A 15,031-nucleotide genomic window follows, 5' to 3' on the forward strand; every position below is an offset into this window, starting at 1 on the left:
CGCCAGGCCCCACCCAATCAACTCAGCGGTAGCCCAGTGGCTCACCGTGACAGGCCGTTCTGCGGATTGGGGCATTGCGCCCAAATAATCCGGGTCTGGATCGAGCGCCGAGAACGCCGAGCCAGACCGCGCCCGCCACGCGGCCCGATCACCTGACCAACGAACGCGTGGCCGCTGAACTCGCCGCCGGCGCACCCTCAGGCACCGCCGACGGCGCACCGGTCCTTACCGCTCATCAGCGGGAGCGTCACGGCCTCACTCGGCGTAGATCCGCGGGAGCCGTTCCTTCCATATGCGGACCGCGTTCTGATAGCGCTCGTTTTGCTCTGCCGCGGTGGCGAGTTGGTCGGGTGTAACCCCGGTCTCGAGGAGTAGTCGGAATGTCAGCACCCAGCGGAGCGATTGAGTCAGCGCGTACACCTCGAGAATGTCGGGGGCCTGCTTTGCTTGGTCTTCCCCAAGACCGTGCGCGGCGGCTACCCTCTGCGCCCGGACAGCGCTTTTCCACCGGTTGAGTTTGCCTACTGCGGAGGGCACTGCCTCGGCGACCGGTTCGGCGAGTTGTTTGAGTCGTTGTGGGTAGGACTCCTCGGCCCACCAGCCCTGCAGTGCCTGAATCAGGCTGTCTTTGACGGCGTCGTCTACCTGCGACTCGCGAAGCGCTTCGGTTGCTTGTGTTATCTGTTCATCCGAGAACCGAGTCGCGTCCGGATACAGCCTGCGGTGCAGCATTTCGGCCACGGTGGCCAGTGTCAGTGCCTCGGTGTCGATCGTGGTGAACTCATCGCTCCATGCCGCCGCGAGGATCTGCGGCACGGGGTTAACGCGCTGTGCAAGTTCCAGCCATCGGGGCAGGAAGTCGTCGCCGAGCACGCTTCGGTAGAGGAGCAGATCGCCGGCGCTCTCGGGTGCGCCCGTGGCCACTTGATAGCCGAGGACTTGTACACGAACATCGTCCTTCCGCACCGCGAAGCGTCGAACGGAGCTCGCGGCTCCCGACAGCAAGGTCATTAGGGTCGCGATTGGCCTACCGAACCGGTGAAGCGCCTCAGGCAGAGTGACGGCGGTGTCGACGGTGATGACCGCGGTCGTGTTCGTCGACACTCGAAAGCCGCCGAACTCCGGGGGCGACATCGTCGCCTGCGGCACCAGTCGCAGTTCACCTGGCTGGTCGACGAGGGCAACAGTGGGGGAATCGGGAAGGTCCACCGTCCACGACCGAGGCCCCTTTCCGTCGCGCGGAATGGTGTGCGATGTGGTGCTGATGCCGGCCCACTCGTGAAGGTTGGTCACGTCAACGCGTAACTCGCTGAACCCTGTCGATGGGTCAGCGACATGATCTCCAACAAGGCACCAGTCAGACCGCATGACCTGATTGCCCGGGGCATCCTGGCCAGGAATCGAGAATCCGACCGACCGACGATGGGTCGTACTCACGCCCCACAGCGTGACTTCGTTCGGATTGACCGCCAGCGAACCCAGCACCACAGACTCAGCCGGCTCGTCCGCCGGGTTACCGACCATCCCGTTGCCGTCTGGCTGCTCCACCCACTCGATCAATGGGGTAAACCCGGGGCTGACCTCCAGTGCGACGCGATCGTCCGTGAAGCGGAGGATACCTGTTCGCACGGGGCTCAGCGCATCCCCTGCAGCGTCGACCCTCTGAAACTGGCCAATGGACTCGGTGGTCGGATCTGGGAACCGCTCAAACGCCATGCTCGGTGATGTTATTTGTACGTCCGTACCGGCATTTAGTAAACGGTGAAATGGGATGCGCAGTGGCTCCGAACCCGGTATGCCGGCTCGGCCGCCCCGACGACATCGCGTCCGCGATCGCCTTCCTGGCCAGTCCGTTGGCCGACTACATCACCGGCGTGGAGCTCCGCGTCGACGGTGGCATCACCGGTGTGAGTTGACGACCGCGGTGTAGGCGAGCGCGTTGGCGGTGACGTCCTCCGCCAGTGCGGCCGCGATCGGCGGGACCTTTTTCGACGCAGCGGACCGATAGGCCGCGCCGGCGTACGAACCTGCCAACGACGCGATCGAACCGACGACAACCGCGATGACGACGGTCTCGGGGTCGTCGCGGCGGGTCAGGCTGTGTGCCCCCAGTCCGCCGGCCGCGACCCGGGCGAGCAGTCCCGGCAACTGCAGACGTGACGGGGTGAACGGGAGTTTGTCGGCGACGGACTCGCCGACGATCGCGAACGCCGCGACACCGTCGGCGCGCGCGGCATTCGGCGTCCCGGCGAACCGTGCATGCAAGAACGACGCGATCCCCACGGCGCTTCGCAGACCGCTGGCGAATCCGATGACAGCAGCCGAGGCGAGCGTTCGAGGTGACATGGATCAGTCCTACCCTCCGTGGGTCGGTGACGGAACCCGTGATGACGAGGACGATGGGTACGTGCCCGAAGGTGACACCGTGTTCGCGCTCGCCCGGCGCCTCGACTCCGCGATGCGAGGCCGCGTGCTGACGCACGGCGAGTTGCGGGTCCCGGCGCACGCCACGGCAGATCTCGCCGACCGCACCGTGCTCGAACACGTCACGCACGGCAAGCATCTGCTGACGCGGTTGTCCGGCAACCTCACGCTGCACACCCATCTGCGGATGCAGGGGTCGTGGACCGTCTCCAAGGAGGGCAAGTGGCTGCCGCGGTCGGTGATGCCCGACGTGCGGGTCGTCCTGCGGACCGACGGCCCCGCTGCCTACGGTGTCCGGCTACCGGTCGTCGAGCTGCTGCGAACCGGTGACGAGGATCAGGCCGTCGGGTATCTCGGACCCGATCCTCTGCGAGCCGACTGGGACCCGGCCGAGGCCGCGCGCAGGCTGGCGGCCGATCCCGGCCGCCCGCTCGTCGCGGCCCTTCTGGACCAGCGCTGCGTGGCCGGATTCGGCAACCTCTGGGTCAACGAATTGTGTTTCCTGCGCGGGCATCACCCGTGGACACCGGTTGCCGATGTCGATCTCGGCGCTCTGCTGAAACTCGGCGCGCGTGCCCTCACCCATTCGGCCACCGTGCCGGGGGCGATGCAGGTGACCACCGGCAACAAGCGCAAGGGCGAACAGCACTGGGTCGCGGGCCGGGCCGGTCGCCCGTGTCTGCGCTGTGGCACGACGATATCGGTGGTCGACGAGGTCCCGAACGATCCGGAACGCCGTCGGACGTGGTGGTGTCCGCACTGCCAACCCGAACCCGCGGGCATGCCCCGGCCCTGACCGACTCGGCCGACATCGCGACGGTCGTGTCCGTCGGATGTCACCATTCCGCGAATTTCTTTACCGTCACTCGATACCCTCGCTCACGATATGGGCATTCAGATGATGGTCGGGGACAGGTCGATGAGACGGTGGCGGCGCAACGCTGTGGTGACGACCGGCGCGATCGTGACCGTGCTCGGTTCGATGGCGGTTCCCGCGCACGCAGCACCGGTCGGTGACCTCAGCGACCAGACGGCGGTTGCCGCCACTCAGAGGGCGACCTCGGATGCGGGTCAGCCGACCGGGACCGGGGTGTCCTCGGACGGGGTGTCGGTGCCGGCCTCCGGTCCGGCACGCGTTGTCCTCACCTCACCGAGTGGAGCGGCAGCAACAGTCACCGCGCAGCGATCCGACGGCAGCCGCGTCGTCAACGGTGCCGCCGTCGCCGATGCCGGTGGCGCCAAGATCGTGTCGCAGGCGGTGTCACCCGGGGTCGCGCAACACGCGATCACCATCGGCTCGGCGCCGGGCGCCTCGTCGTACGCGTTCGAGGTCGGCGGTCTCTCCGATCAGCGACTCTCCTTGCGTCCCGACGGCGGTGTCGCCCTGCGCGCATCTCAGGACGGGGTCGACGTCACGCTCGGTTCGGTGGCCACACCGTGGGCGATCGCCGCCGACGGCGGGCACGTCACCACGCGCTTCGAGGTCGACGGTTCGACCATCACGCAGCTCGTCGAGCCCACGGCGGCAACGCGTTTCCCGGTGGTCGCCGACCCGCGCATCACCTTCGGGCGGTCGGTGCAGATCAACCTGACCGGCGGCGAGGCGAACGCCGTGCGACGGGCCGCGGCCGCAGTCCTCGGCGTCGGCGTGAAGATCGGGTGCACCTCCGCGGCGCGGGCCGCCGTGGCCGCTGTCGGGGGTCCGGTGGGAGCCTCCGCGAGCGCGGTGCTCAGCCTGGGCTGCAAGTACGGCGAGGCGGCGTTGGTGTCGAAACTGTTCGACACCGCGCGAGCGCACGGCCCGTATGAGGACCTGCAGTGCTACGCCGGCGAACTCCTCGCCGCCATCGGTGGGAAACTGGCCCCGGTGGCGAGCGAGAACTGCTCCGCCTGATACCAGCCAGACGACCACTGCCCCACCGGGATCCGGTGGGGCAGTGGTGTCTCATGAGATCGTCAGGCGATCAGGCCGCGATGGTCGCGCCCTGCTCGACGTCCTCGAGGGCGGCGAGGATGATGTCGGCGACATCGGTCATCGGCCGGACATCGACCGCCTCGAGAACCTCGGCGGGGACGTCGTCGAGATCGGTCTCGTTGCGCGCCGGGACGAACACCGTTGTCAGACCGGACCGTTGGGCGGCCAGCAACTTCTGCTTCACCCCGCCGATCGGGAGCACCCGACCGTTGAGTGTCACCTCACCGGTCATGCCGACCTCGGCGCGGACGCGACGTCCGGTCGCCATCGACACCAGTGCTGTCACCATCGTGACGCCCGCCGACGGTCCGTCCTTGGGGATCGCGCCCGCCGGGACGTGCACGTGGATCTTGCGGTCCAGCGCGGCGGGATCGACACCGAGCTGCGCCGCGTGCGAGCGGACGTAGGACAGCGCGATCTGCGCCGACTCCTTCATCACGTCGCCGAGCTGGCCGGTCAGGGTCAGACCCGCGTCACCCTCGGTGCTCGACGCCTCGATGAACAAGACGTCGCCACCCATGCCGGTGACGGCGAGACCTGTTGCGACGCCGGGCACCGCGGTGCGTTCCTCGGACTCCGGGGTGAACCGGGGCCGTCCGAGGTAACCGACCAGATCGGGCTCGTCGATCACCAATGCGGTGTCGTCCGCGGCCAGCTTCGTGGTGGCCTTGCGCAGGGCCTTGGCGAGGAACCGCTCGAACTGACGCACGCCCGGCTCGCGGGTGTAGTCGGCCGCGATCTTGTGCAGCGCCTCGTCGGTGACGGTGACCTCGTCGGCGGTGAGCGCGGCGCGGTCACGCTGGCGGGGGAGCAGGTAGTCCCGCGCGATCGCGACCTTGTCGTCCTCGGTGTAACCGTCGATGGTCACCAGCTCCATGCGGTCGATCAACGCCGACGGGATCTGTTCCACGACATTGGCCGTCGCCAGGAACACGACGTCGGACAGGTCGAGATCCAGGTCGAGGTAGTGGTCGCGGAACGTGTGGTTCTGCGCCGGGTCGAGCACCTCGAGCAGGGCCGCCGAGGGGTCACCCCGGTTGTCCGATCCCACCTTGTCGATCTCGTCGAGCAGCACGACCGGGTTCATCGAACCGGCCTCGCCGATCGCCCGCACGATGCGTCCGGGCAGTGCCCCGACGTAGGTTCGACGGTGACCGCGGATCTCGGCCTCGTCACGCACGCCACCCAGCGCGACGCGAACGAACTTGCGGCCCAGGGCCCGTGCGATGGACTCGCCCAGCGACGTCTTACCGACACCGGGAGGGCCGGCGAGCAACATGACCGCGCCGGAACCGCGTCCGCCGACGACCTGCAGGCCACGCTCGGCCCGACGCGCACGCACCGCGAGGTACTCGACGATGCGATCCTTCACGTCCTCCAGGCCATGGTGGTCGGCGTCGAGGATCTCGCGCGCCGAGGCGATGTCGGTGGAGTCGGTCGTGGTGGTGTCCCACGGGAGGTCCAGAACGGTGTCCAACCAGGTTCGCAGGTAACCACTCTCGGGCGACTGATCACTCGAGCGCTCCAACTTGCCGACCTCGCGCAGGGCTGCCTCGCGGACGTTGTCGGGCAGCATCGCCGCCTCGATCCGCGCGCGGTAGTCGTCGGACCCGTCGGGTTCGCCCTCGCCGAGCTCCTTGCGGATGGCGGCGAGCTGCTGGCGCAGCAGGAATTCCTTCTGCGTCTTCTCCATGCCGTCGCGGACGTCGCCGGCGATCTTGTCGTTGACCTCCACCTCGGCGAGGTGGTCGGTGGTCCACGTGATCAACGTGCGAAGCCGCTCCGCGACGTCAGGTGTCTCCAGCAGCTCGCGCTTCTGCACGTCGGTCAGGTAGGACGCGTACCCGGCGGTGTCGGCCAGGGCCGAGGGGTCGGTCAGCTTGTTCACCGAGTCGATGATCTGCCATGCCTCGCGGCGCTGCAGCATCGCCAGGACGAGCTTCTTGTACTCGGCTGCGAGTTCCTTGATCTCGTCGGTGGCGGTGGGCTCGGTGACGGTCTCGACCTCCACCCACAGGGCCGCACCGGGTCCGGTCGTTCCGGAGCCGATGTGTGCGCGTCCCTCGCCCTTGACCACGGCGGCGGCCTGCCCACCGTTGAGCCGGCCGACCTGCACGATGGATGCGACCACGCCGTACGACGGGTAGCGGTCCTCGAGGCGGGGCGCGACCAGCAGTTTCCCCGACTCGGTGGCCTGGGCGGCGTCCACGGCCGCCCGCGCCGCGTCGTCGAGCTCGATGGGGACCACCATGCCGGGCAGCAGGATGGGATCGGTCAGGAACAGAACCGGCAAGCGGGTATCGCTCATTCTTCCTCCAAGGTTAAGTCTGATCGGCTCAACCGGCGGGGGAGTTGATGTGTTCCCGCTCAAGTCCGTGTTCGTTGTGAGCGGAATCGGCCACGGCGAGGGGCCGGGAACAACTGAGATCGTCCGCGTGGCGGCGTGCTTCCGGCAATACTCCGGAGGCAGCGCTCTGATCGGACGATCTCAGTCAGCTACTGCCCGTAGGTGTAGCGGAGGTTCGCGTTGATCAGGTCCCCGATGCGTTTCGACATATGGCGCCGCAAGGTCGGGTCGGGTACGGGTGCCTCCACGTACAACGACCACCGAACCATCGCCTCGTATTCAGCGATTATCGGGTCGGCGGTGTCGGTCAGCGTCACGGACCCTGTCGCCACCATGCGGTGACGTAGAAGACGAGCGATAACGTCAGACCCATGACCACCCACAGGACGACGGTGTAGTCGACCCATGAACCGATGGGCGGGGACCCGGGGAACAGATTGCGGATGGGCAGCACCGCGAACAGCATCACCGCGAACCAGGTGACGATCGGCGGCAGGAACTGCTTGCGGCGTCGCAGCGTCTGGATGGACACGAACAGGGTGCAGATCGGCAGGATCGCCAGCACCACACACATGGCGATGCCGAAGGCGATCGTTGCCCCGGTCCGCGAGACGTGGACGTCGAGTGCCTCTACTGGTCCGGTATCGGTGTCGGTGGTGTCGACAGTCCACGACGACATCGAGTCGGTCACGGCGACCTTCGTCGGCACCGCGGCCCGCGCCTCGCCGGACCCCGTGAACACCCGGACCGTGAGATCCGGCGCGCGGTAGGCGTCGAAGGGCCAGTCGCGGATGTCGCCGTCGGCGTAGAGGGTGACGGGCTGCGAGCTCAATTGCGTTCCGCGGGAGAAGGTCACCGAGCTCGCGCTGGCGGCCGGGGTGACCTCGACGGTCAGGTCCTCGCGCAGATCACCGTTGCTGTCGATGAGGTCCGCCCCGGGATAGACCGAGGCGCGGGTCTGCAGCGAGAAGTCCTCGCCGGACACGGCATCGATGTCGAGGTAGACCAGGGCGCCGTTGGCGGTCGGCGTGCGATTGTCCGGCCCATCGCCGTCACCGCCTGTGGCGTAGGCGATCACGACCGTGACGTACAGGCCGATGACGACCAGGACGAGCAGCGCCACGGCCGCTCGGCGGCCGGTCCGTGTCAGCGCGATGGCTCCTCCTCGATGGTGGACCGGTGTCGCCAAGCCGACGCCGGGTCGCACCGGACGGAGTGCACGGGCCCGGTCAGGCCGATGGGCGGATCGTCCGATCTGAACTGTAGGTCGACGCGTCGCGCCCCGCAGGAGAAGCAGCGGACATAGAGCACGGTGCCCTCGCTCGTGCGATGAGCGGACTCAGCGCACCATCCGTGTTCATGAGCCGCGCGCCCCGGTCGCAGCTCGGCGTGGCGGGACGGATTGTTCAACGGTGAGGTGGTCATGCCACCAGTGTGTTGTCATGGTCTTGTGCATCTCAACCCTTACGGCGAGTACGCGGTCCTGCTCGCGGCCTCGCTGGCCAACGACTGGCCGGACACATGCGCCGGCATCGAGGAGCGAACCCGCGACTTCGGAATGACCATGAGTTTCCGCATCGGCGACGACGAGCACGCGCAGACGCGAGCGGTGATCGACGGATGGCTGCGGATGGTCGATGCCCCGACCGAGGACGAGCGGGCGCGGTTGCTCAACGAGACCATGAGCGTCGCCGCGGCGTATCCCCGGCTGACCAATCACGATGACGAGGGGTGGCATCTGCACTACCGCGATCGCGACCAGTCTCTCGCGCATGTGCTCACCGCGGTGATCTCGGTCGGCACGGCGTTGCATCTGACCACCCGTGGCATGCACCGCATCGGACGATGTGCGGCGGGAGAGTCGGGCGGCGCGTCGTGCGAGAAGGTCATCGTCGACGTCAGCCGCAACGGAACCCAGCGGTACTGCTCAGTGCGCTGCGCCAACCGGTCGGCGGTGCGCCGCCACCGTGCGCGCTCGGCCGCACGCCGATGACGCCGACGTGATGGATCAGCTGCCGTCGCCGGTGACGATCGCGTCGATGACCCAGCGGTCCGGATCGGTCTCGGAGACATAGAACGTGTCCTGGACACCGACCTGCGCGATGCCGGCGTCGGTGCGCACCCGCAGCGTGACGAAAAGGCGCGCAGTCGATTCGGTCGTGGTGATCTGGGCGCACCACGCATTCGTCGATGCGGGGAGCGCGGAGATCCACTGTTGGAGTTGGGCGGTGGTCGGGACGGCAGCGGCCTCCGACAACGTCCCCCGCGCGCCCACGGCCGACCGGTCGTCGACGGCAGCACCCACGAAGGCCGCGACGACACCGGTCGGGGTCGTCGGATCGCCGCTCTTCGACACGGTTGTCACAGCGCCCCTGGTGCCGGTCGCACACCACCCCGCGGGCGAGGTCCCGGCGCTCGAATCATCCTGTGAGCGGGTCACGAACACGACGAGCACGGTCAGTCCGGCCGCCAGGAGGACGACGAGACCTACAGCGCCCGCGATCAGTATCCGGCGTTTGGTGCGGGCCTGGGAGCGCGTGCGTTGTCCCTGCATGGCGAGCTCGTCGAGGGTGGCCGACCACGCACTCGTCGGGCCGGGTTCGGGGCCGAACCACGACGGATCCTGGGGAGGGCCGTTGGGCGGTGGCTCGTCGGGACCGCGGTAGGGGTCCTGGGGTCCAAGGCCCTCGGGGTCGTTGGTCCAGCCCCACCGGTTGTCACTCATTGATCGACCTGGCCGGTCATCCGCACCGAGCCCGGCGCCCCGGTGACGCTGGCGCGCAGTCGGAATTCGCCGAGCACCCCGCTCGGCGGCTGATAGGTGATCGTGAAAAGAACTGTGCTGGGGTCGGTCTGACGGAGTCGAAGGCAGTACGTGGTCCCGGGCGGGTAGCCGTTGAGCGCCTCGCGGATCAGGTCGGGTCGGGCCATGGGATTGCCAGGGGCGATTGCCTCGGCGGCACGTGCGGTGTCGCGGGAGGTGATGACCGCCCAGTGGTAGTAGGCCACGGCGGTGATGGGGGTGTCGGGACCGCCCCGCTCCCGGGTGACGGTCTCACCGGGCGCGGCGGTGGTGGGATCGCAGGGGAGTGGCTCGATCGCCGGTATGGCGGCGATCGCGGCGATCGAGGACCCGCCGACGGCACTCGCGTCGGGCAGCGCCTCGGGCGCCGGATCGCTGCCGCATCCCGCGAAAGCTAGCACGAAAACCGTTGCCGCACACACAACCAGCCCACGCCTCGCCTGGCGGCGACGATGTGGGCCGGCGGTGTGCCGAGGGGTCATCGAACGGCACTCACTTGCGGTGTTTGCCCCCTGCCGAAGCGGCGGCGTACTGCGGGTGCTCGATGCGGAGGTTCGGGAACGCGCGCAGCGCCTCGCGGCCGAAGTTCTCGACTGCCGCGGCGACCGAGTCGCGTGCGGTCTGCGCGAAGACACCGGCCGCCTGGTACGGCGCGTCGGCCTGGGCGTGGTCGATGTCGATCGGGACGTTCACGGCTCCGATTCTCACATGGCCGGTGACGTCGCCGTTCTTCGCGACCACATAGTCGACCTTGCCGCCACCGGGGAGCCCGCGATCGTCGAGGTGCAACTCGTACTGGTTGGCGTCCGGGTTCGGGGGCGCGGGCTTCGACTTGCGCGGGTCCTCGTTGGTGGCGCCCAGCGGTGCGTTGGGATCGCCGCCCGGGTCACCTGCGCCGACGGCATATCCGATGGCGCCGCCGATACCGCCGCCGATGAGCGCGCCGAGAGCAGCACCGCCGGCACCACCGGCGATCCCGCCGACCACTGGACCTGCAGCCAGGCCGATCAGGGCGCCGGGGCCCGCGCCGGCCGCGGCTCCGGCGGCTGTACCCGCCCCGGGCACGATGCTGCCGGGGACCGCACCGACGATCGCTCCGGTGATCGCTCCGACAGCTGCGCCGACCGGAAGGCCGATCACCGCGCCGGCGACAGCGCCAGGGACCGCGCCGACAACTGCACCCGCGCTTCCGCCGACGAGAATGCCGACGGTGGTCGACGCGGCGGTACGTGCGGCCTGATCCGGCGGGAAGCCGATGGACTCGTAGTAGGTAGCGGTGCGCGCCTCGATCGTCGCGGCCTGCCCGTTGAGGTTGCGGGCGTCGGCGTCGGACAGCCAGGCCGGCTGCGGGGTGCGGAAGTTGCCGAGCTTGATCACTCCGGGGCGCGGGAGGATCGGGTTGACGGGCTTGACGCGCTGCGGCGCACGCAGCACCGGCGGGACCGCGTTGTACGAGCCGGAGTACACCGGTGGGGTGTAGCCGGGGCTGCCCTCGTAGACGGGGGGAGCGTCGAAGGTGGCAGCGGGGATGATGCTGCGACCCTGGGGTGCCGGGGGCGTCGGTGCCGGTGCCGGAGCGGGAGCCGTCGAGGGGGGAGCGGAGCCGGGTGCACTCTCGCCGGTGGGAGGGGCCGACCCGGGAGGTGCGGCCAATGCCTGACCGGCAGCTCCGGAGGCGATGGCTGCGGCGATCACCACACCGGCGGTGGTTCGGGTGATTCGCTGCGTGTGCTGCTGCGACACGGTCACGCTCCTTGGCGTCAGGTATCGACGTGACCGTCGACGAAATGCTGAAGACTGCTGCTCATGCCTTCACAGATCGTCCGGGCGCGACTGGTCAGCCCCCGGGATCAGTAGCCTCTGTAAAGATTCGAACGAATTGAATCACGCAGGTCAGTCGAGTTCAACTGGGAATCGTAACCATGTGCAGTTTCGTTTGCGGTGAACGAAAACATCTGTCGCTCATGGCCTGCGCGCTTCGGTCTCAGCGCCGTCGCCCACGTCGGACACCGTGTCGTCCGTTCGTATGACGTCCCGACGGTGTCGAGCGCGCTGCCGTCGTCGCACGAGGGCCATATACGGTGAACCGGACATCGTCACGTCAGGAGCCCACTGTTGAAGAAGTTGCTCGCCCCCTTCCTCGTGTTCATCGGGGTCGCCGCGATCACCGCGGCCATCGCGGTCCCGACGTGGCTGGTGCCGAAGCTCGAGGTCGTGCCGCTCGACCTCGACATCACGACGGTGTCGCAGTCGGTGCCCATGGGGATCACCTCGGACAACAATCTGCCGGCCCGGGTGTTCGATCGCTGCTCGGTGGGTGAGGACAAGGCGCGGGTCTTCGACGCGAACGTGACCCAGCAGCGGCGCACAGTCGTGGTCGATCCGTCCGACGCCGACCAGGCCACGGTGCAGTCGGGTCAGACCGTCCGCATCGACCGCATCGACGACAACGGCACCACCGTCGCTCAGACCACCGCGCCCATCGGCGCGACCCGCTCCTGCAACGACGGCCTTCTCTCGTCGAACATCGACATCCTGTCGGTCGACCGAAAGACCAGCGCGCCCAACGGAAAGCTGAACCGTCTCTACCTCTCGGCGGGGCCGGACGGCCAGCCGATCCAGGAGAACGAGGGCAACTTCATCGACGTCCCGCGCAAGGGCTACCAGTACAAGTTCCCCTTCGACACCAAGAAGCAGGAATACCCGTACTTCGACGCGAACACCCGCCGCGACCTGCCCGCCGAGTTCGTCGGCGAGACCAAGATCAACGGTCTGACCGCCTACGAGTTCGTCAGCGAGGTGCCCGAGATCGATCAGGTGCTACTGAAGACGCCCAACGGACAGCCCGCACTGGGGACGTCTCTGGAGAAGCCGGCCGCCTGGTGGGGGATCCAGGGGATCCCCGCCAACGAGCAGGTCGTGATGCACCGCTTCGCATCCGCCACCCGCCACGTGTGGGTCGAGCCCGAGACCGGCACCGCGCTCAGGGGTCTCGAGGTCCAGCACCAGTACTTCAAGTCCCCCGGCGCGGACGATCCCGACCTCGCCGCACCGTTGCGTGAGTTCCGGATGGACGCCTTCCACGCCACCGTCGCCTGGAACGACGCCACCATCGACAAGCAGTCCGACAAGGCCCAGGGCTATGTCGACCAGCTGCGATGGGGCGGCGTGATCACCCCGATCGTCCTGGGCGTGGTGGGTGCCATCGCATTGATCGCCGGCGTGGTGCTCCTGCTCCGCCGACGCGACGACACCCCAGCTGCCTAGTCCGCTCGATTCCAGCGTCTGAAGATCAGTACAACCGCGGCACCGGCCCACGCTGCGACCGTGATGATCAGCGCGACAGCGAGATCGGGTACCCAGATCCACACGGTCCGATAGGTGCTCCCCGTCAGGAGCGGCACGGCCGCCGCCGCGCCGCAGATCATCGTCGCCCCGACCGCGAGACAGACGCGGACACCTCGTCGACGCGGCCGCCACCACGCGAGGCCGACCACCACCACACCGAACAGGCCGATCACCGCTGCGATCCAGGGGGCCGACGCCAGCACTCCATCGCCGCGCTCGGTGACCGTCGGCTGACCGTCGAGCGCGCGGAGCAGGTTGGGCGCGACGGATGCGAGCGCCGGTGCGGCCGCCTCGCTGTAGGCGTTCATCAGCACCACCACGGCACGGCCGTCCTTCGCGATCAGCACGTGCGCGAAGTAACCGGGCGTGGCGCCGGTGTGCTGAATCGTCTGCGCGACGGTACCTCTGGAGACACGCCACCCGTAGGCGTAGTCGTCGTCACCAGAGCGAACGCGCGGCTTGTGCAACTCAGCGAGTATCGAGGCGTCGAGCACCGCGGGTGCGTGCCCGGACTGTGCGCCGGCCCAGCGCGCCATGTCGCCCAGGGTCGAGGTGATGTAGCCGAACGGTCCACCGGACTCGTCGAAGCCAGGCGCGTACTCACGGGGGTGGCCCCACCAGAACCGGTGTCCCGGGGGCAACGAGGCGGCGTCGGACGCGGCGGCTCCGGTGTGGCGCATCCCCAGGGGCTCGAGCACGTCCGACCGCAACACGTCGGAGAACGGCCGACCGGACAGCTCCTCGATCAGCGCTCCGAGGACCAGGTAGTTGGCGTCGCTGTAGGAGTAACGCCCGACCGATCCGCTATGGCGCAGATCCCGTGCGGCGCGACGGATGGCGCCGGGGGAGTTGTCGAAACGCTCGGCGACCGCGAGACCGTCGGCTGCGGTGTATCCACTGGTGTGGGTCAACAACTGCTCGACACTGGGTTCTCCTGCGCTCAGCCACGGCAGATGCGTCCCGATGCGATCGGTCATCCGTACCTCGCCGCGCGCCACCCGTTGCGCGATCACCGTGGCCGTCATCGATTTGGCCACCGACCCGATCAGGAACGGCGTGTCGTCGCCGACCGGCCGGTCGTTGCCGTCCCGGCCGCCGGTCGCGGAGAATTCACGCCGTCCGTCGGCACCCGTCACCGCAACCGCATAGCCTGGAATCGACTGGTCGGAAACGACTTTCGTCAGGTAGGCGCTGACCGCCTGCGGTGCACCGATCGGCGGCGCGGCGTGCGTCACGCCGAGACCCGGCACCATCGCGACGGCGAGGACGGCAGAGATCACCACGCCGATCGCCGCCCGGCTGCGTCGTCTTCGACCCGTGTCCACGCCATCCCCTCGATTACCGTATCGACATATTGTGAAACCAATATAGACATACTTTTAATGCCGTCAACCCGGTAGGATCGGCGCATGGCCAGAACAGCCGATCATGAACAGCGCCGCGCGCAGATCATCGCCGGTGTACGCGCGGTGGCGGGCGAGTCCGGCCTCGGTCGCGTGACCATCGCGCGGACGGCGGAGGCGGCCGGGGTGTCTGTCGGCCTGGTCCAGCACTACTACGCATCGAAAGAGGATCTGCTCGCCGATGCCTTCGCCGCTGTCCGATCCGACGTGCTGATTCGGATCGACGCGGAGATCGCGCGGTCGGAGAGCCGTGGTGCTCGGATCGAGACGATGCTCTGTGACGGTCTGTCGCAGTTGCTACCCATCGGCGCGCGCCGTCGCGCCGAGGTCTACCTGTCACATGCCTTCGCCGGCCTCGCACTCGAGGACGAGACCCTCCGGGGACAACTGCGAGATGCGAGACGCCAGTTGCAGGATCGGGTCAGTACGGCCCTGACCAACGGTGTGACGTGCGGTGAGGTCGACGCGGACACCGACCCCGGACAGGCGGCATTCGGCTTGCTTGCGCTCACCGATGGTCTGGCGTCGCATCTGCTGGTCCAGCCGGGGTCGCAGCCGCGCGCCTGGTCGGCTTCCGTCCTCCGCGCGCGGGTGGCCGAGGTGTGCCCCGGGGAGTGCTCGCACCAGCTCGCCGCTCGGTGACAGATCTGCCAGTGCGGCTCCGCGGTGCGCCGAACTAGGCTGTCCATTAGCGGTGCGAATCATCGACCGCAGCCGTGTGAAGGGACAGA

14 protein-coding genes and 1 pseudogene are annotated in these 15,031 nt (G+C 68.2%); 6 read left to right on the plus strand and 9 right to left on the minus strand.

Going from position 1 to position 15,031, the window contains the following annotated elements:
- Window positions 1-255: 255 nt before the first annotated feature.
- Window positions 256-1,716, minus strand: a complete 1,461-nt coding sequence (locus JHC79_RS19660) for a HEPN domain-containing protein (protein WP_296393991.1) — start codon at window positions 1,714-1,716, stop codon at window positions 256-258.
- 74 nt (window positions 1,717-1,790) lie between these two features.
- Between JHC79_RS19660 and JHC79_RS19665 the strand changes: the two are divergent.
- Window positions 1,791-1,916: pseudogene (locus tag JHC79_RS19665) on the plus strand (SDR family oxidoreductase); the annotation flags it as partial.
- On the opposite strand, the gene JHC79_RS19670 reads toward JHC79_RS19665, so the two are convergent.
- Window positions 1,900-2,346 carry a hypothetical protein gene (locus tag JHC79_RS19670; RefSeq protein WP_296393993.1) on the minus strand — a complete coding sequence of 149 codons (447 nt, stop codon included), beginning with the start codon at window positions 2,344-2,346 and terminating at the stop codon, window positions 1,900-1,902. The pseudogene JHC79_RS19665 and the gene JHC79_RS19670 sit on opposite strands and share 17 nt — an antisense overlap.
- Window positions 2,347-2,407: 61 nt before the next feature.
- Between JHC79_RS19670 and JHC79_RS19675 the strand changes: the two genes are divergently transcribed.
- A complete protein-coding gene (locus JHC79_RS19675; RefSeq protein WP_296393996.1) occupies window positions 2,408-3,220 on the plus strand; it encodes a DNA-formamidopyrimidine glycosylase family protein in 813 nt (270 codons plus the stop codon).
- Between the two features lie 123 nt (window positions 3,221-3,343).
- Window positions 3,344-4,318: a hypothetical protein gene (locus JHC79_RS19680; protein ID WP_296393998.1), complete on the plus strand. Its 975-nt coding sequence runs from the start codon at window positions 3,344-3,346 to the stop codon at window positions 4,316-4,318.
- A gap of 70 nt (window positions 4,319-4,388) precedes the next feature.
- On the opposite strand, the gene lon is transcribed toward JHC79_RS19680, so the two are convergent.
- The 3 genes from lon to JHC79_RS19695 form a co-directional block, all read right to left on the minus strand.
- Window positions 4,389-6,707 (minus strand): endopeptidase La, encoded by a 2,319-nt coding sequence (gene lon / locus JHC79_RS19685; protein ID WP_296394000.1) that lies wholly within the window; start codon window positions 6,705-6,707, stop codon window positions 4,389-4,391.
- A 188-nt stretch (window positions 6,708-6,895) separates the two neighbouring features.
- The gene (locus tag JHC79_RS19690) at window positions 6,896-7,063 is read right to left on the minus strand and encodes a hypothetical protein (RefSeq protein ID WP_296394001.1); all 168 of its coding nucleotides are present in this window, start codon (window positions 7,061-7,063) and stop codon (window positions 6,896-6,898) included.
- Window positions 7,060-7,869, minus strand: coding sequence for a DUF4436 family protein (locus JHC79_RS19695; RefSeq protein WP_296394002.1), 810 nt, complete (start codon window positions 7,867-7,869; stop codon window positions 7,060-7,062). Before JHC79_RS19695 ends, JHC79_RS19690 begins: the two co-directional genes overlap by 4 nt.
- 327 nt (window positions 7,870-8,196) lie before the next feature.
- Between JHC79_RS19695 and JHC79_RS19700 the strand changes: the two genes are divergently transcribed.
- The gene (locus JHC79_RS19700; RefSeq protein ID WP_296394003.1) at window positions 8,197-8,739 is read left to right on the plus strand and encodes a CGNR zinc finger domain-containing protein; all 543 of its coding nucleotides are present in this window, start codon (window positions 8,197-8,199) and stop codon (window positions 8,737-8,739) included.
- Between the two features lie 15 nt (window positions 8,740-8,754).
- Here the strand turns inward: JHC79_RS19700 and JHC79_RS19705 are convergent, their stop codons facing one another.
- The 3 genes from JHC79_RS19705 to JHC79_RS19715 form a co-directional block, all read right to left on the minus strand.
- Window positions 8,755-9,471, minus strand: a complete 717-nt coding sequence (locus JHC79_RS19705) for a hypothetical protein (RefSeq protein ID WP_296394006.1) — start codon at window positions 9,469-9,471, stop codon at window positions 8,755-8,757.
- The gene (locus JHC79_RS19710; RefSeq protein ID WP_296394008.1) at window positions 9,468-9,950 is read right to left on the minus strand and encodes a hypothetical protein; all 483 of its coding nucleotides are present in this window, start codon (window positions 9,948-9,950) and stop codon (window positions 9,468-9,470) included. Before JHC79_RS19710 ends, JHC79_RS19705 begins: the two co-directional genes overlap by 4 nt.
- A 91-nt stretch (window positions 9,951-10,041) precedes the next feature.
- A complete protein-coding gene (locus JHC79_RS19715) occupies window positions 10,042-11,292 on the minus strand; it encodes a hypothetical protein (protein WP_296394010.1) in 1,251 nt (416 codons plus the stop codon).
- Between the two features lie 372 nt (window positions 11,293-11,664).
- Between JHC79_RS19715 and JHC79_RS19720 the strand changes: the two genes are divergently transcribed.
- Entirely contained in the window at window positions 11,665-12,816 is a 1,152-nt protein-coding gene (locus JHC79_RS19720) for a DUF3068 domain-containing protein (RefSeq protein WP_296394012.1), read from the plus strand.
- Here JHC79_RS19720 and JHC79_RS19725 read toward each other — a convergent pair.
- Window positions 12,813-14,180, minus strand: coding sequence for a serine hydrolase domain-containing protein (locus tag JHC79_RS19725; RefSeq protein ID WP_296394013.1), 1,368 nt, complete (start codon window positions 14,178-14,180; stop codon window positions 12,813-12,815). The genes JHC79_RS19720 and JHC79_RS19725 overlap by 4 nt on opposite strands.
- 126 nt (window positions 14,181-14,306) lie before the next feature.
- On the opposite strand from JHC79_RS19725, the gene JHC79_RS19730 reads away from it, so the two are divergent.
- The gene (locus tag JHC79_RS19730; protein WP_296394015.1) at window positions 14,307-14,942 is read left to right on the plus strand and encodes a TetR/AcrR family transcriptional regulator; all 636 of its coding nucleotides are present in this window, start codon (window positions 14,307-14,309) and stop codon (window positions 14,940-14,942) included.
- Window positions 14,943-15,031 lie beyond the last annotated feature (89 nt).

Source organism: Williamsia sp. (assembly GCF_016462415.1).
In the GTDB taxonomy this organism is placed as follows: domain Bacteria; phylum Actinomycetota; class Actinomycetes; order Mycobacteriales; family Mycobacteriaceae; genus Williamsia_A.